This window comes from Acidovorax sp. 93, from assembly GCF_003633835.1.
GTDB classification, from domain to species: domain Bacteria; phylum Pseudomonadota; class Gammaproteobacteria; order Burkholderiales; family Burkholderiaceae_C; genus Acidovorax; species Acidovorax facilis.
Map to the genome: position 1 here is coordinate 2,368,941 of NZ_RBIT01000001.1, position 16,166 is coordinate 2,385,106.

The window sequence follows — 16,166 nt, forward strand, 5'->3', positions numbered from 1 at the left end:
GGACAGCCCTCCTCAGCCGCCGGAGCGCTTGACCTTGTGGCCCAGCTTTTGCAGTGCGGCCATCACGCGCTCCACATGGTCGCCCTGCACTTCGATCACGCCGTCCTTCACCGTGCCACCGCTGCCGCAAGCGGCTTTGAGCTGCTTGCCCAGCTGCTCCAGTGCGGCCGCGTCCACCAGCACGCCCTTGACCAGGGTCACAGCCTTGCCGCCCCGGCCTTTGGTTTCACGCGACACCCGCACGATGCCATCTCCGGTGGGCAAAGGTTTGTTCTGATGGCAGGTGCACTGCGCCACGGGCTGGCGGCAGTCGGGGCACATGCGGCCGGACTCGGTGGAATACACCAGGCCGCCCAGGTCAGCCAACGACTTCATGGCTTTTTTCCTTCCACCTCTTGCTGCAGCATGTGAAAGTTGAGCAGCCGGGTGGCCAGCATGGTCTCGGTCAGAAAACACACCAGCGCCAGCAAAAACGACGCCACCCCCGCCAGAAAACCCGCCACGGCCAAGCGGTTGGACTGGAAGTTGGTGGTCTCGCCGAGGAACAGCAGGATGATGGTGATGCCGATCAGGAACGCACAGAACGTGAGCAGCCCAATGCAGCCATTGGCCAGCCGCCCACGCAGCCGCAGGTCGGCCAGTTCGTTGTAGGCTCGGGCCAGAAACTCGGGCTCAGTGTTGGCGCGGGCGCGGTCTTCCACCACGCGGGCCCGGTCGATGATGCGGGCCAACCGGCCCGCCACAGCGCCAATCATGCCGGACACGGCCGTGAGCAAAAACACGGGGGCCACCGCCAGCTGGATGCCGTGGGTGATGGCAGAGGAGTCAAGGGTGAGGGCCATGGTGCTTGGGAAACAAAGGAAAAACCGGCGAACCGCCGGTGGCCCAATTATCAGGGTGATGGCGCGCGCAGCCAGGCTCAGCGGCGCACGGCCTTGACTGCCTGACGCGCGTGCAGGGGCTTAGGCAGCAACTGCGGCGACAATCGCCCCATCCCTTTCCCCCCAATCGCGCTGTTGTGCGTCCTCCTTTCAACGCCGCCCCAGCGCTGCCTCCATGCCCTTTGCCTCCCTCGGTTTGTCCCCTGCCCTTGTCCACGCTGCAGAAAAAGCGGGTTTTGTAGCGCCCACGCCCATCCAGGCGGGGGCCATCCCGGCCATCCTGCAGGGGGCTGATCTGCTGGGAGCCGCCCAGACGGGTTCGGGCAAGACAGCCGCTTTTGCCCTGCCCTTGCTGCAGCAGCTGCAGCTGAGCGCCACCGGCGGCCCACGCCGGGTGCGCGCCCTGGTGCTGGTGCCCACGCGCGAGCTGGCCGCCCAGGTGGGCGAGGTGCTGCGCAGCCTGGCACAGCACCTGCAGCAGCCGCTGAAAGTGGCCATTGTGTTCGGCGGCGTCTCGATCAACCCGCAAATGCTGGGCCTGCGTGGCGGCGCAGACATTGTGGTGGCCACGCCGGGCCGCCTGCTGGACCTGGTAGACCACAAAGCGCTGCGCCTGTCGGCCGTGGCGCACCTGGTGCTGGACGAGGCCGACCGCCTGCTGGACCTGGGCTTTGCCGAAGAACTGCAGCGCGTGCTGGCGCTGCTGCCTGCGCAGCGGCAGAACCTGTTCTTCTCGGCCACCTTCCCTGCCGCCGTGCAAGCGCTGGCCGATGGCCTGCTGAACAACCCGTTGCGCGTGGAGGTGCCCCACACGCCGGGCAACGAACCGGCCATCGAGCAACGGGCCATTGCGGTGGACGCCGTGCGCCGCACCCAACTGCTGCGCCATCTGGTCAAGGAACACAACTGGTCGCGCGTGCTGGTGTTTGTGGCCACGCAATACGCTGCCGAGCATGTGGCCGAAAAGCTCTACAAAGCGGGTATCTTTGCCACGCCCTTCCACGGCGGCCTGAGCCAGGGCGCGCGCAAACAGGTGCTGCAGGAGTTCAAGGATGAACGCTGGCAGGTGGTGGTGACCACCGACCTGGCCGCACGCGGCATCGACATTGCGCAGTTGCCTGCGGTGGTCAATTACGACCTGCCACGCTCGGCCGTGGACTATGTGCACCGCATCGGCCGCACGGGCCGCGCGGGCGAGAGCGGTGTGGCCGTGAGCTTTGTGACGGCCGATGCCGAAGCACATTTCCGCCTCATCGAAAAACGTCAGCACCTCACCATCCCGCGCGAACACATTGCGGGTTTTGAACCCACCGAGGCCCCTGCGCCCGCGTCATCCGCAGATCCCCAGGGCACCGGCGGCATCAAGGGCAAGCGGCCCAGCAAAAAGGACAAGCTGCGCGCAGCAGCGGCTGCAGTTACCGAAGCGCCCCCCGCCGCCCACAAAAAAGGCTCCTGAAAGGAGCCTTTGGAAGCGCCGTGAAGGGCGGCCGCCCAAGCGGCCTCAGTGTTAGACCTCTTCGTCGCCCTCGTCAATGCCATCCGCATCAGCGCCTTGCGGCTCGCCCGGCGCCCGTGGCGTGCGCTTGGCGGGCTTGGCCAGAATCTCGACATAGAACTGCGCGCCGCCCTCAGCGGCCACACCGTTGATCAGCCCGGTCAAGGCCGACAGGTGCGCCACGGTGGCGTCTTCCTTGGTGCGACCAAACTGGCAGTCAAAGTCCCAAAAATCAGCGCCTTCGGGCAGGTCGCGGCGCCGTTCGCGCTTGACGTACTTGCGGATTTCGTGCTTGACGGCATCCAGAACGCGGTCCCGGTTCTTGCCTTCAACATGGAGTTGGAAAGTTTTTCTCATGGGTGATGGTACCGCCTGTGACAGATATGGATTCCCAGCCGCGCACCCCAGTGCCACAATGGTGCATTACTTTTGGTTACCGCCAAGCCCGATGTTCCACGACCTCAGTCTGCTGCACACACTGCCAGCGGCCGTGCTCGTCACGCAGGAGGGCGCCATCCGCTTTGCCAACGCTGCCAGCATGGCGCTGCTGGAAGCGCCCAGCACCGATAGCCTGATAGGCCGCCTCTCGGGCGATTTTGTGCATCCCATGGACCAGGTGCGCTCTACCAACCGCATCCAGCAGGTCGCTGTGCCCGAACAGGGCGGGCGGCCCAACAAATCGTCCGAATTTCGCATCCGCACACTGCAGGGCAACCTGCGCATGGTGCTCATCAGCAGCGTGGCTGTGGAATGGAACGGAGCCCCCGCCGTGCTGATGTGTGGTCTGGACATGACCCACCAGAGCGAGATCGAGGCCCAGCTGCGCGAGAGCGAGCAGAACTTCCGTCGCCTTTTTGAGAACATGCAGGACGTCTACTACCGCACCGATGCCCAGGGCATCGTGCAACATGTGGGCCCTGGCGTGCGCCGGGTGCTGGGCTACGAGCCCCACGAAATCGAGGGCCGCACGGCCGAGTCGTACTACCCGCAAAGCACTGACCGCGACGCGTTCAAGGCCGCCATCATGGAGCATGGCGAGGTGTCGGATTTTCCGGGCCAGATGGTGCGGCGCGACGGCACCGTGATCGACATCTCCATCAGCAGCCACGCCTTGTACGACCATGCTGGCAATTTCGCAGGGGTGGAGGGCATTTACCGCGACGTGACGCAGCGCAAGAACCTGGAGCGCGAGCTGCAGCGCCTGGCCACCACCGACATGCTCACCGGCATGGCCAACCGCCGCGCATTTCTGGAATGCGCGGAGTCGGTGTATGCCCATTCACGCAGCAATGGCGAGCCGCTCACGCTGCTGATGCTGGACCTGGACCATTTCAAATCCATCAACGACCGTTTTGGCCACCTGGAAGGCGACCGCGCCCTGGTGGCGTTTGCGCAGGCCGTCAAAAACCAGCTGCGCGCCAGCGACACCGTGGGCCGACTGGGCGGCGAAGAGTTTGGCGTGCTGCTGCCGCTGACCAGCATGGACGAGGGCTTGGAAGTGGCGAAACGCATCCTGCATGGCGTTCGCGCCCTGCAGCTGAGCGACGAGGCAGGCCACGCCTACGGCATCACGGCCAGCCTGGGCCTGAGCACCTTCCGCCAGGCAGACCGCAGCCTGCGCGACATGCTCGACCGCGCCGACCAGGCTCTGTACCTGGCCAAAAACCAGGGGCGCGACCAGATCGCTTCGCAGGAACCCTTGGGCGATCAGCCGAATGGCCAAGTAGCCCAGTAACCTATCTGCGGCTGCGCCTTACCAACGCATGCGTTCCTGCTGCAGGTTCCACAGGCAGGCGGCAATCCGCAGCAGCATCTCCATCACCTGTTCAGAGCCGCTGCTCGACAGCTCCAGGCCATCGATGATCACGGCCAGTTGCGAGATGGCGTCTTCGGGCGCAGAGGCACCGCCCGTCCGCGCAATCTCGGCAATGGCGATAAGTACATCTGTGCGGTTCATGGAGCATCTTCCCCATTGCAAAAGAATCTGATGACCTGCACCGCACCGGTCCCGTGTGTCCAGTCAGCGGGGTGCCAGGGACAATTGCTTGGGGGATGAAGCCCTTGCTGGCAAGGCAGGCAGTGGCTGCGTACCTCGGTAGCCTCCTTCCAAGGCATCCCCAGCGCCGTCAGGCGCCAGCCTGAACTGGTGAACGACCTCCAGCAGGCGCCTAACCTGGTTCTTCATGCCGGTGGATGCCGACGAACTGTCGTCCACCAGCGCGGCATTTTTCTGCGTGGCGGCGTCCAGCTGCCGCACGGCTTCGCCGATCTGCGCAATGCCGCGGGCCTGCTCCTGCCCCGCATCCTTGATCTCGCTGATGAGTTCCATCACCTCGTCCACGCGCTGCACGGTGCTGGCCACCCGCTCGCCCGCCTGGCCCACCAGGGTGGACCCGCGCTCCACACCACGCACACTGGCAGCAATCAGGCCCCGAATCTCGCGGGCGGCCGTGCTGCTGCGCTGGGACAGTCCACGCACCTCGCCCGCCACCACGGCAAAGCCGCGTCCCTGCTCACCCGCGCGGGCCGCCTCCACCGCCGCATTGAGGGCCAGCAGGTTGGTCTGGAACGCGATGTCATCAATCACCTTGATGATGTCGGTGACCTTTTGCGACTGCACGCTGATCTCCTGCATGGTGGTGATCACGTCGCGCATCACACTGCCGCCCTCGTTGGCCACCTTGGCGGCCTCTTGGGCCAGCTCGGTGGCGCGGTGGGCGTTGTCCGTGTTGTGTTGCACGGTGATGGTGAGCTGCTCCATCGAGGCGGCCGTCTCCTGGAGATTGGACGCCTGCACCTCGGTACGGCGCGCCAGGTCTTCGGTGCCGCCCGCAATCAGCACGGCCTCCTGTGCCACCGTTTCGGTGCTGGAGCGCACCTCGGTGATCACGCGCACCAGCTGGTGGTTCATCTCCCGCAGGGCGCCCAGCAGTTCTGCGGTTTCATCGGTGCCGCGCACATCGATCTGTGCGCTCAGATCGCCACCCGCCACCGTGCGGGCCAGCACCACCGCCTGGCGCAAAGGGCGCGAGATGGAGCGGGTGATGACGCACGCCATCGCAGCCCCCGCCACCAGGGCCAGCCCGGTGGCCGCCAGCATCCACCAGTGAATGGTGTTGCTCATCTCCCGTGCGCCGGCAAACTCTGCCGCCGCCACGTTGATCTGCAGGGCTACCAGCTTCTCGATGGCGTCCTGCACCTTGGCCGCATTGGGGCGGATCTGGTTGATATAAAGCTCGGAACCATCGTCGTACTTGCCTGCCACCAGTGCCGAGGCAGCCGGGATGAGACCCTTGTCCAGGTAGGTGGCATTGGCATCGGCAAAGGCCTGCGCCAGACCTTGCTCCTCAGCAACCAGCGCCTTGCCGGAATACGCCGTCCACAGCGTGTGGATGCGCTCCACGTTGGCAGTCAACGCGGCGTGGCTGGCCTGCAGGTTGCTAGTACCCGGGTCCATCAGCATGTCCATCACCAGCACCCGGTTGCGCTGCGTCAGGTGGCTGATCTCTGCCAGCACGCCCAGGGGCACCGTGCGGTCACCATACAGCGCCGCGCTGCGCTCGGTCAGGCGCTTGGCACCGCTGATGCCCCCCGCAGCCAGTGCAGAAATCAGCAGCAAAAGCACTGCAAACGCCAGCGCCAGCCGGGTGCCAATCTTGATTTTTTGAAGCATCTGAATCTCTCATGAAGGTTCACTGGGCGGGCAGCCGGGTTCATTGCCACCGCATCAGCTGGCGCGCACGCCTTGCCAGCAAGGGCCCACGTCTGCCGCGGCTGATACTAATTGTTTCAAGTGACAAAATAATGACGATGGGATAAACATTCCCCATTCATTCCAGTGGTTAAAATCGGCGCCGCATTGATAAGCTGAGACTTCATAAATCACTCCAATGCCCCTGCCGGGCATAGGCCTATGGTCAGAATTTCACAGCCACATCCTTATTAATTAAAACCAATACACAAAAATCCATGAAATATATCTATACCGTATTCTTGCTGGCACTTGCACTGCTACAGGCGCACCAGGCCAGTGCACAAGCCGTAACGGGCGCGGGCTCGTCGGCCGCAGCCCCCATCTACCGCAGTTGGGCCAAGGCCTACGCCAGAGCCACCGGTTCCAGGGTGGACTACGACCCGGTGGGCTCCAGCGCAGGCATGAAAAAGATCCAGCAACAGGCCGTGGGCTTCGGCGCCACCGATGTCTACCCACCTGACAAGGACCTCATCGAACACGGCTTGCTGGCACTGCCCGTGGCCATCACCGGCATCAGCCCCATCGTCAACCTGCCCAAAGTCCAAAACGCACAGCTGCGCCTGACGGGCGAGGTGCTCAGCCGCATCTTCCTGGGCGAAATCAGCCGCTGGAATGCCCCCGAGATCACCGCGCTGAACCCCGAGACTCCGCTGCCCGACATGCCCATCAAGGTGGTGGTGCGTGCCGACGGCTCGGGCACCACCTACAACTTCGCCGATTACCTGGGCAAGGTCAGCCCGAAATGGAAGGCTTCCCACGGAGCCAAGACAAGCATCCAATGGCCCGAAGGATTTCTGGCCTTCAAGGGGAGCGATGGGGTGGCCAAGGGTGTGCGCGACACGGCGGGTGCCATCGGTTATGTGGATTTTGGGTATGTGGCCGAATATGGCCTGGCATCGGTGCAGATGAAAAATGCCGAGGGTGTTTTTGTGAGACCCTCCATCGACGCTTTCAAATCCGCACTGGCCAACAGCGAGTGGCCAGCCACCGGGGCCTTCCACAATACGCTGACACAAAAACCCGGCAAAGCCGTGTGGCCCATCACCATGGGCACGTTTGTGGTGTTCCCCAAAGTCACTCAAAATCCAGAGCAAACCACCCTGGCCCTCAAATTCATTATCTGGTCGTTTCTCAATGGCGATACCCTCGTCCATGAAAACAATTTTGTTCGATTACCAGACCGGGTTCAGGCATCGGCTTTCAAGGCAATTACCTCCATCCGCGATAAAAATGGCACTCCCCTGGGCATGAGCCTGATTTCATCGTCCGCACCCTTGCAGCAATAATCCAGCGCTCATGATTTCCGCCCTTAAAATCAATCATTAGGATTTCTATTAATCTTTCACCGGCAGGCTCTGCCGCCCCCGTCACCAGGCGCCGTCTTCATGGAAATCGAGTTCAAGTTCTGCATCCCCCCAGAGCGCCTGGCTGCGGTGCAGGCCGCCGCGCGCAGGGGCACACACGCGCACATCCGCATGGAGGCCCGCTACTTCGATACGCCCGATGCAGCGCTGTCGTCGCGTGGCATTGCTTTTCGGCTGCGCCGCGAGGGCGACCAGTGGGTGCAAACCGTCAAGGCCCTGGGTAACGGACCGCTGGACCGCGAGGAGCACAACGTGGACCGGGGCCAAGCCCACGCCACAGGCCCCGCCCCAGAGCCCCAGCCTGAGTTGCACGCAGGCACCGTGGCGGGCACACGGCTGCTGGGTGCTCTGCGGGCCGCCAGCGGCCCTCTGACCGAAACCTACGGCACCGAGATGGACCGCGTGACACGGGACATCGCCTTCAAGGGCGGTGTGGTGGAGTTGGCTCTGGACACCGGCCGGGTCATCGCCCATCGCGGCACGCCGCAGCAGAAAGAGGCCCGCATCTGCGAACTGGAGCTGGAACTCAAGGCCGGCCCGCTGGCGGGCCTGGCGGCCATCGCCACCCGGTGGGCCACGCGGCATAGGCTGTTTCTGAGTACGGTGTCCAAGGCAGAGCGAGGCGAGCGTCTGCTGGCCCCGCAGTGGGCCCGGCCCGCCACCAAGGCCACCCCGATGAAGGCCAGTGGCCTCCCAAAGCACTTCCTGAACGGGCGCGCGTTGCAGCGCGCGGCAGTGGCCCATTGCCTCCACCAGATCCTGGCCAACGCCAGCGAGATCGTCGAAGGCGGGGGCGATGAAGAGCATGTGCACCAGTTGCGCATCGGCATCCGCCGCTTACGCACCGCCTTGCGCGAGTTGGCGCCGTTGGCACCCGGCGCATTCGACCCCGCCTGGGAGCCGCCGCTGGTGGAGGTGTTCCAGCACCTGGGCCAACTGCGCGACCAGGGCCAAGCCCTGCAGTCCATCGTTGCCGATCTGCGCGATGCGGGTGCGCCTGCCCTGGATGTGATTGTGGCGGCGGGGCACGCCCCCGCCCCATCCGCCGCCGCCATCGTGCGCATGCCAGCGTTTCAGGCAGCGTTGATCGCCCTCATGGCGTTCACGGCCCAGGGCGAGGATGCCCCGCCGGCGGCCGCAGAAGAAGCCCTGGACACGAAGGACACCCACCGCCTGCTGCACAAGCGATTGCGCCGCCTGCGCGCCAAGGTGCGCCACGGCTCCCAAGACTTTGCCGCCCTGCCGGTGGAGGAACAACACCGCCTGCGCAAGCGCTTGAAGCGTTTGCGCTACCTGACGGAATTTGTCGCGCCTGCGCTGGACGCCGAGGGGGAATCGTTCCTCGCCAGCCTGCAGCCTGCGCTGACGGCTCTGGGCCGGCTGGGCGATGAACGGGTGGCCCGCGTGCTGTACAGCGACATCGCTGCCACGGACCCACGGGCCTGGTTTGGCGTGGGCTGGCTGGCTGCACGGGAGGCGTTGACGGTGGCTGACTGCGAAAAGGCCTTGGCCCACCTTGCCGACATGCCCCGCCTGCGCAAGGCGGGCAAGCGCTGAGAGCGGTAGCTGCAGTAGACGCGCCGTACCCCCATCGCGGGTCACAGCGGGGTTCCCAAGTTGGCACGGCACAATGGGCCCATGACGGCATCTCCCCCTCCCCAGCGCACCCACCCGCCTTCGCGCACCGCCCACCGCAGCACCCCCGACAAAGACCAGATCGCCCTGCTGGAACCTTTCGAGCGCCTGGGCGCGGACCGCATCAGCCTCGTTGCCACCCCAGAACAGGCCGACAAGGCCTGTGATGCCCTGGCAGCGGCCAGCGCCTGGGGGTTCGACACCGAATCCAAACCCACCTTTGTGCAGGGCGAACAGTCCGACGGGCCCCACATCGTGCAGCTGGCCACGCTGGAAACCGCCTGGGTGTTCCAGCTGCACGACCCCGGTTGCCGTGCCCGCGTGGCCGAGCTGCTGGCCCTGCGCGGCGTGACCAAGGCGGGCTTTGGGCTGGGGGATGACACCAAACGCATCCAGCACAAACTGGGCGTGCAACCAGCCGATGTGCTGGAGCTCAACACCGTGTTCCGCCAGCGTGGTTACCGCAAAGACATGGGCGTGAAAGGCGCCGTGGCCGTGCTGTTCAACAAGCGCTTCATCAAGTCCAAGAAAGCCGCGACATCGAACTGGGCCAACGCCCGGCTGACTGAGGCCCAACTGGTCTACGCAGCCAACGATGCGTGGGCAGCGCTGCGGGTGTTCAACGCGCTGGAGGGCTCTGCCACGCATCAAGGCGCATAGCCAGGCAGCAGCCATTTACTATCAAAATAATAGCTGCTAGCGCTTATCCATCAAGCGCTAGCAGCCAATTTTTCTTAGATTCTGGCCGCGCTCCCCTCACAAACGCGCCGCCAGCCTCGCCGCCTGGTCGATAGCGCGCTTGGCATCCAGCTCGCCAGCTTCCAGCGCGCCACCAATTCGGTGCGGCTTGCGGCCGGCAGCCTCCAGTTCCTGCGCCAGGCTGAAGAGGGGCACCTGCCCCGCGCACAGCACCACGGTGTCGCACGCAATCCAGGTGGGGTCTTCGCGCTTGTCGCCGTATGACACCAGCAGCCCCTCGTCGGCAATGCGCTCGTAGTTCACGCCGCTCACCATCTGCACCGCTTTCATCTTGAGCGTGGTGCGGTGAATCCAGCCCGTGGTCTTGCCCAGGCCGCCGCCCAGCTTGCCCTTCTTGCGCTGCAGCAGCGTGACCTGCCGTGCGGGGGGCGTGACGCGCGGGCCGCTGGGCGCCAGACCACCGCGCGCCTCGGCCGGGTCGGTGATGCCCCATTCGGCCTTCCAGGCGGGCAAATCGAGCGTGGTGGAGGGGTGCTCGCCGTGCGTGAGGAACTCGGCCACATCGAAGCCGATGCCGCCCGCGCCGATGATGGCCACGCGCTCACCCACCGGCTTGCCATGGCGCAGCACGTCGATGTAGCTCAGCACCTTGGGGTGGTCCTGGCCGGGGATCTTCGGGTCGCGTGGCTCCACACCCGTGGCAATCACCACTTCGTCATAGCCCGCCAGGTCGGTGGCCAACACGCGCTGGTTCAGGTGCAATTGCACGCCTGTGTCCTCCACCCGCGTGGCCAGGTAGCGCAGCATTTCGTGGAACTCTTCCTTGCCAGGAATCACCTTGGCCATGTTGAGCTGACCACCGATGGCGGGCGCGGCGTCGAACAGATGCACCTCGTGCCCGCGTTCGGCGGCCACGGTGGCGGCGGTCAGGCCCGCTGGCCCTGCGCCCACCACCGCCACACGCTTGCGCGACGACACCGGGCGGTACACCAGTTCGGTCTCGTGGCAAGCGCGCGGGTTCACCAGACAGCTGCTGGTCTTGTTCTGGAACACGTGGTCCAGGCAGGCTTGGTTGCACGCGATGCAGGTGTTGATGCGGTCTGCCCGACCCTCGGCGGCCTTTTTCACAAACGCCGCATCAGCCAGCAGTGGCCGCGCCATCGACACCATGTCGGCGCAGCCATCGGCCAGCACCTGCTCGGCCACCTCGGGCGTGTTGATGCGGTTGGAGGTGACCAGCGGCGTGGAAATGCCCGCCGCCGCAAACTCGGCTTTCATCTTCTGCGTGACCCAGGCAAACGCTGCGCGCGGCACGCTGGTGGCAATAGTGGGCACCCGCGCCTCGTGCCAGCCGATGCCGGTGTTGACGATGTTGGCCCCGCCCGTAGCGACGGCCTTGCCCAGGGTGACGATCTCGTCCCACGCACTGCCGCCGGGCACCAGGTCGATCATCGACAGGCGGTAGATGATGATGAAGTCCTTGCCAACGGCCTCGCGCATGCGGGCCAGGATCTCCACCGGCAGGCGCATGCGGTGGCTGTAGTCGCCGCCCCAGGCATCGGTGCGCAGGTTGGTGGTTTGCGACAGGAACTGGTTGATGAAATAGCCCTCCGATCCCATCACCTCCACGCCGTCGTAGCCCGCCTCGCGCGCTTTCACGGCACAGTTCACAAACGCACGAATTTGCCGCTCCACCCCGCGCGCCGACAGCGCGAACGGTGTGAACGGCGAGATGGGCGACTGCAGCCGCGAGGGCGCCACCGCCAGCGGATGGTAGGCGTAGCGCCCCGTGTGCAGGATTTGCAGCGCGATCTTGCCGCCCGCACCGTGCACGGCGTCGGTCACCACGCGGTGGCGTTTGGCGGCGCCCGAGGTCGCCAGCGTGCCCGCAAACGGCTTGGCCCAGCCCGCGATGTTGGGCGCAAAGCCACCCGTCACGATCAGGCCCACATCCCCCTCGGCCCGCTCGCGGAAGTACGCCGCCATGCGAGACAGGTCGCGCCCGTCCTCCAGCCCGGTGTGCATGGAGCCCATGAGCACACGGTTCTTGAGGGTGATGAAGCCCAGATCGAGCGGGGCAAGCAGGTGCGGATACAAGGCAGTGCCGGGCATGGAGGCAGCGGCTGCAGGGGCGGCAATAGGAGAGGAATGCATGGAAGGATCGTGGACTAGAAGTATTTTCTAGAACTTTATTCTAGAATCCCGTTCCATGGCAAGCCGCAATTCCTCGACCACCACCTCATCCCCTGCCGACGCAACCACCGACCGCCGCCAGGACATCCTGAACGCCGCCCTGGCCTGCGCGGCCGAAGGGGGCGTGGACGCGGTGACCATCGACGGCGTGCGTGCGCGCTGCGGGGCCAGCGTGGGCAGCATTTATCACCACTTTGGCAACCGCGACGGCATCGTGGCGGCGCTGTTCTTTGACATCTTTCACGACCAGTCTCGCAGCGTGCAGGCGCAGCTCGATGCCGCCCAGGGCGTAGAGGCGGGCGTGCACGCCCTGGTCACCGGCTATCTGGACTGGGTGGTGGCGCAGCCAGAGCGGGCCCGGTTCATGTTCCAGTCCCGGGGCGCCGTGGCCGCTGGCCCGCGCACGCCCGACCTGGCCGAAGCCGCGCGGCGCCGCAACCAGGCGCTGGTGGCCTGGTTCGAGCCCCACCGCCAATCGGGCGCGCTGCGCAACCTGCCGTGCGAGCTGATGCCGTCGCTGGTGATGGGGCCGGTGCAGAGCTATTGCAGGGCGTGGCTGTCAGGCAATGCAGGCCAGGGCGGCCTGCCCTCGCCCACCACGTACCGCGCAGAGCTGGCGGACGCAGCGTGGCGGTCCGTCAGGGCGTAGACCGAGCGATCCGATCAGTAATGCGGCGGCAGCTCGTCGCGCAGGTTGCGCGGGCCGTTCGAGCCACCTTCGGGCGCCTGCTGGCGCAACTGGATGACCTCGTGCGTCAACCGGTCGATCAGTTGCTGCTGCTGGTAGATGGTCATGTTCAACTGGTCCAGCAGGTCTTCGGTAAAGCTGGCCTTGATCTCCAGGCTTTCTAGGCGCTGGAGAACGTTGGCGAGATCGTTGGCGTCAGACATCGACGCTTCAGATGGCCTGGCCCAGGCGCGCCACGCCTTCGCGGATCTTGTCCACATCGGCCGTGGCGAACGACAGGCGGAAGGTGGCGTGGTCGGGGTTGGCGCAGAAGAACGGCGTGCCGGGCACAAAGGCCACACCCTTTTCAATCGCGCGCTTGGCCAGCACATTGCCGTCAGCCACCTTGCCGCCAGCACCCGTCAGGCGCGCCCACACAAACAGGCCGCCCTGGGGCTGCACAAACTCGATGGCGTCCCCCAGCTCCTTGCGCAGCGCATCGCCCATGGCCTGCGCGCGCTCGGCGTACACCTTGCGCACATGGGCCAGCGTGCCAGGCATGCGGCCGGCCTTGAGGTACTGCGCGGCCGTGGCCTGGGCAAAGGTGCTGGTGTGTGCATCGCTGAACTGCTTGCACATGGTGGCTTTGCCCAGCAGCTCGGCGGGGGCAATCATCCAGCCCACGCGCAGGCCGGGCGACAGCACCTTGCTCAAGCTGCCGCAGTGCACCAGCAGATCGCGGCTGCCGGGCACGGTGGCCGACAGGTTGAGCAGACTGGGCGGGGGTGCATCGCCAAAGTACAGGTCGCCATAAGGATCGTCTTCGACGATCAGCGTGTTGTGCTTGACGGCCATCTCCAGCACGGCCTTGCGGCGTTCCAGGCTCAGCATGGCACCGCTGGGGTTGCCGAAGGTGGGGATCAGGTAGACGAACTTGGGTTTGTGCTCGGCGATGAGCTTTTCCAGCTCATCGGTCTTCACGCCGTTGCCATCGATGGGCGCGCTGATGAGTTCGGCGCCATACAGGCGAAAGCACTGGATGGTGGCCAGGAAGGTCGGGCCTTCCACGATCACCTTGTCGCCGGGGCTGATGAGCGTCTTGCCCAGCAGGTCCAGCGCCTGCTGGCTGCCGGTGGTGACGATGAGGTTGTCGGCTGCCACGTCCTTCGCGCCCTTGCTGGCCATGAAGGCGGCCAGTTGCTCGCGCAATGGGTTGTAGCCTTCGGTCGCACCGTATTGCAGCGCGGCGCCGGGTTCTTCGGCCAGGGCGGCGTTGCTGGCGGCGCGGATGCCCTCCACGTCGAACATGGCGCTGTCAGGGAAGCCGCCCGCAAAGCTGATGATGCCGGGCTTGCCCAGCAGCTTGAAGAGTTCGCGGATGGCGGAGGTTTCTACGTTGTTCAGGCGGTCGGCGAATTGCATGGCGTGGGCAGGAGTTGGTGGCAAAGGATTCCGCATTGTCGCCAATTGCCGTGCAGGTTTCCTGCGGCTTAGACTGCGAGGGCAAAAACCTGGCCCACCGCACAACTACCGAGACCAACTATGCCCCTCGAAATCCGTCAGTTGCCCCGCATGCGCCTTGCCTATATGCGCCAGACAGGCCCTTATAGCCCCTCGCTCACGCAACTTTGGGAGCGGTTCGGCCGCTGGTGCGAAGCAAATCGTTTGAGCGAGCCACGCCCCAAGTACTACGGCATCAGCCTGGACAACCCCGCATGCACCCCGCCCGCGCAATGCCGCTACGACGCCTGCGTGCAGGTGGGCGTGGGCCTGCGCACCGGCACCGAGGCCATGATCCAGGACTTTGCCGGTGGCGATTACGCCTGCCTGCGTTTCGTCGGTACCGGGCCCGAGATCGGCGCGGCCTGGGCCAGCATGATGGCCCCGGGCCAGATCCCCGCAGGTTGGGAAGCTGCCCCTCGGCCCGCCATCGAGGTCTACGACGAAGACTTTGCCGTCAACCCCGCCACCGGCGCGTTCCCCTGCTGGCTGTGCCTGGCGGTGCAGCGCACCCACTGAGGCAGTTCGTTCTAACCCTCGCGAAAACGATGCAGGCGCGGGCGCAGCCCCGCATGCCGCAGTACATAAACGACACACCCCGCCCCCATGAAGACGTCTGACATCGAGCCTTTCTTTGCCACCTTGAAGGCCGCCAACCCCATGCCCAACACGGAGCTCGAATACACGACGCCGTTCGAGCTGCTGGCTGCCGTGCTGCTGTCGGCCCAGGCCACGGACGTGGGCGTGAACAAGGCCACGCGCAAGCTGTTCCCAGTAGCGGGCACTCCGCAGGCCATCCTGGACCTGGGGCTTGAGCGACTGGAGGGCTATGTCAAGACCATCGGCCTGTACCGCACCAAGGCCAAGAACCTGATGGAGACCTGCCGCATCCTGGTGGAGCAGCATGGGGGCCAGGTACCGCGCACGCGCGAAGCCCTGGAAGCCCTGCCCGGTGTGGGCCGCAAAACGGCCAATGTGGTGCTGAACGTGGCCTTCGGCGAGCCGACCATGGCGGTCGATACGCACATCTTTCGCGTAAGCAACCGCACGGGCCTCGCGCCCGGCAAGAACCCGCTGGCGGTGGAGCTGCAGCTGATGAGGCGCGTGCCCGCCGAGTATGCGGTGGATTCGCACCACTGGCTCATCCTGCACGGCCGCTACGTGTGCCAGGCACGCAAGCCACGCTGCTGGGAGTGTGCGGTGAGCAGGTATTGCGACTACCAGCCGAAGACGTTGGCGCCTTGAGTTAAACGAACCAGGCAAATTGCTTCTTTTTTTATAGCAACTAGCGCTTATTGGTCAAGCGCTAGAACGGAAAATGCCTGGAACCTCCGTTAGCAAGCGACGGCATGTGCCCGCAGCCAGGCGGCGAAGGCCTCTTCGGTGATATCGCCAGCGGCAACACCTAGCATGGTGACCACACACGATGCATCGTCAGCGTTAAGCCTCCAGCCATTGAGCCGCAGAAACAATTCGGCCGCCACATAGCCCGTTCGCTTGTTTCCATCAATAAACGGATGGTTGCGCGAAATTCCATAGCCATACGAGGCTGCCAGCGCGGCTGCATCAGGCGGCGGCTCGCCATAGTTGTTCAGCTGCTGCGGCTTGCCCAGGGCCGAATCCAGCAAACCCGCATCGCGGACGCCTGTCCCGCCCCCATGTTCGGCCAGCTGCACTTCGTGGATGGCAATGATGACGGCGCGGTTCAGCCAGACCCATTCGCTCATTTGGCCAGCTCGTGCAGTACGGCCCGGCGCTCTTTCATGATCTCGCGCGCCACGCGCATCTGCGCTTCAAATTCGGGGTTGTGGGTGGTGATCCGCAAACCGTCAGGCGATTCCGTCACATACAGCTCGTCTCCCTTTTCCAGCTGCAACCGCGCCAGCAGTTCCTTTGGGAAAATCGCGCCGACAGAGTTGCCCACCTGGGTGAGTTTGAGAGTGTGCATGGGAAACCTCCGAGTAATTACAAACGTAAT

18 protein-coding genes are annotated in these 16,166 nt (G+C 64.9%); 8 read left to right on the forward strand and 10 right to left on the reverse strand.

Going from position 1 to position 16,166, the window contains the following annotated elements:
- Positions 1 to 12: 12 nt before the first annotated feature.
- Positions 13 to 375, reverse strand: coding sequence for a translation initiation factor Sui1 (locus C8C93_RS10770; protein ID WP_121506889.1), 363 nt, complete (start codon positions 373 to 375; stop codon positions 13 to 15).
- Positions 372 to 842 carry a DUF2721 domain-containing protein gene (locus tag C8C93_RS10775; RefSeq protein ID WP_121506890.1) on the reverse strand — a complete coding sequence of 157 codons (471 nt, stop codon included), beginning with the start codon at positions 840 to 842 and terminating at the stop codon, positions 372 to 374. The genes C8C93_RS10770 and C8C93_RS10775 overlap by 4 nt, the downstream gene beginning before the upstream one ends.
- A 214-nt stretch (positions 843 to 1,056) precedes the next feature.
- On the opposite strand from C8C93_RS10775, the gene C8C93_RS10780 reads away from it, so the two are divergent.
- A complete protein-coding gene (locus tag C8C93_RS10780) occupies positions 1,057 to 2,337 on the forward strand; it encodes a DEAD/DEAH box helicase (protein ID WP_121506891.1) in 1,281 nt (426 codons plus the stop codon).
- Between the two features lie 51 nt (positions 2,338 to 2,388).
- Here C8C93_RS10780 and C8C93_RS10785 read toward each other — a convergent pair whose 3' ends face one another.
- The gene (locus C8C93_RS10785; RefSeq protein ID WP_121506892.1) at positions 2,389 to 2,733 is read right to left on the reverse strand and encodes a DUF6172 family protein; all 345 of its coding nucleotides are present in this window, start codon (positions 2,731 to 2,733) and stop codon (positions 2,389 to 2,391) included.
- A 91-nt stretch (positions 2,734 to 2,824) separates the two neighbouring features.
- On the opposite strand from C8C93_RS10785, the gene C8C93_RS10790 reads away from it, so the two are divergent.
- Positions 2,825 to 4,111: a sensor domain-containing diguanylate cyclase gene (locus C8C93_RS10790; protein ID WP_121506893.1), complete on the forward strand. Its 1,287-nt coding sequence runs from the start codon at positions 2,825 to 2,827 to the stop codon at positions 4,109 to 4,111.
- Between the two features lie 18 nt (positions 4,112 to 4,129).
- Here C8C93_RS10790 and C8C93_RS10795 read toward each other — a convergent pair whose 3' ends face one another.
- Entirely contained in the window at positions 4,130 to 4,333 is a 204-nt protein-coding gene (locus C8C93_RS10795; protein ID WP_055402288.1) for a hypothetical protein, read from the reverse strand.
- A gap of 63 nt (positions 4,334 to 4,396) precedes the next feature.
- Complete coding sequence (locus C8C93_RS10800) at positions 4,397 to 6,049, reverse strand: methyl-accepting chemotaxis protein (protein ID WP_121506894.1); 1,653 nt, start codon at positions 6,047 to 6,049, stop codon at positions 4,397 to 4,399.
- Between the two features lie 296 nt (positions 6,050 to 6,345).
- On the opposite strand from C8C93_RS10800, the gene pstS reads away from it, so the two are divergent.
- From pstS to C8C93_RS10815, 3 genes are all read left to right on the forward strand, one after another.
- Positions 6,346 to 7,416, forward strand: coding sequence for a phosphate ABC transporter substrate-binding protein PstS (pstS, locus tag C8C93_RS10805; RefSeq protein ID WP_121506895.1), 1,071 nt, complete (start codon positions 6,346 to 6,348; stop codon positions 7,414 to 7,416).
- Positions 7,417 to 7,515: 99 nt separating this feature from the next.
- On the forward strand, positions 7,516 to 9,051 hold the full coding sequence (locus C8C93_RS10810) for a CYTH and CHAD domain-containing protein (protein ID WP_121506896.1): 1,536 nt from the start codon (positions 7,516 to 7,518) through the stop codon (positions 9,049 to 9,051).
- An 81-nt stretch (positions 9,052 to 9,132) separates the two neighbouring features.
- Positions 9,133 to 9,789, forward strand: coding sequence for a 3'-5' exonuclease (locus C8C93_RS10815; RefSeq protein ID WP_121506897.1), 657 nt, complete (start codon positions 9,133 to 9,135; stop codon positions 9,787 to 9,789).
- Between the two features lie 96 nt (positions 9,790 to 9,885).
- Here C8C93_RS10815 and C8C93_RS10820 read toward each other — a convergent pair whose 3' ends face one another.
- Positions 9,886 to 11,940 (reverse strand): NADPH-dependent 2,4-dienoyl-CoA reductase, encoded by a 2,055-nt coding sequence (locus C8C93_RS10820; RefSeq protein ID WP_121506898.1) that lies wholly within the window; start codon positions 11,938 to 11,940, stop codon positions 9,886 to 9,888.
- A 97-nt stretch (positions 11,941 to 12,037) separates the two neighbouring features.
- Between C8C93_RS10820 and C8C93_RS10825 the strand changes: the two genes are divergently transcribed.
- Positions 12,038 to 12,670: a TetR/AcrR family transcriptional regulator gene (locus C8C93_RS10825; protein WP_121506899.1), complete on the forward strand. Its 633-nt coding sequence runs from the start codon at positions 12,038 to 12,040 to the stop codon at positions 12,668 to 12,670.
- Positions 12,671 to 12,684: 14 nt separating this feature from the next.
- Here C8C93_RS10825 and C8C93_RS10830 read toward each other — a convergent pair whose 3' ends face one another.
- Both C8C93_RS10830 and C8C93_RS10835 read right to left on the reverse strand, forming a co-directional pair.
- A complete protein-coding gene (locus C8C93_RS10830; RefSeq protein ID WP_015014770.1) occupies positions 12,685 to 12,912 on the reverse strand; it encodes a SlyX family protein in 228 nt (75 codons plus the stop codon).
- 7 nt (positions 12,913 to 12,919) lie between these two features.
- On the reverse strand, positions 12,920 to 14,110 hold the full coding sequence (locus C8C93_RS10835) for a PLP-dependent aminotransferase family protein (protein WP_121419646.1): 1,191 nt from the start codon (positions 14,108 to 14,110) through the stop codon (positions 12,920 to 12,922).
- A gap of 120 nt (positions 14,111 to 14,230) precedes the next feature.
- Between C8C93_RS10835 and C8C93_RS10840 the strand changes: the two genes are divergently transcribed.
- Together C8C93_RS10840 and nth are read left to right on the forward strand one after the other, a co-directional pair.
- Positions 14,231 to 14,707: a GyrI-like domain-containing protein gene (locus tag C8C93_RS10840; protein ID WP_121506900.1), complete on the forward strand. Its 477-nt coding sequence runs from the start codon at positions 14,231 to 14,233 to the stop codon at positions 14,705 to 14,707.
- Positions 14,708 to 14,794: 87 nt separating this feature from the next.
- Positions 14,795 to 15,433 (forward strand): endonuclease III, encoded by a 639-nt coding sequence (nth, locus tag C8C93_RS10845; protein ID WP_121506901.1) that lies wholly within the window; start codon positions 14,795 to 14,797, stop codon positions 15,431 to 15,433.
- An 89-nt stretch (positions 15,434 to 15,522) separates the two neighbouring features.
- Here the strand turns inward: nth and C8C93_RS10850 are convergent, their stop codons facing one another.
- Together C8C93_RS10850 and C8C93_RS10855 are read right to left on the reverse strand one after the other, a co-directional pair.
- Positions 15,523 to 15,915: a type II toxin-antitoxin system death-on-curing family toxin gene (locus C8C93_RS10850; RefSeq protein WP_121506902.1), complete on the reverse strand. Its 393-nt coding sequence runs from the start codon at positions 15,913 to 15,915 to the stop codon at positions 15,523 to 15,525.
- Positions 15,912 to 16,136, reverse strand: coding sequence for an AbrB/MazE/SpoVT family DNA-binding domain-containing protein (locus C8C93_RS10855; protein WP_056169497.1), 225 nt, complete (start codon positions 16,134 to 16,136; stop codon positions 15,912 to 15,914). Before C8C93_RS10855 ends, C8C93_RS10850 begins: the two co-directional genes overlap by 4 nt.
- Positions 16,137 to 16,166: the final 30 nt, after the last annotated feature.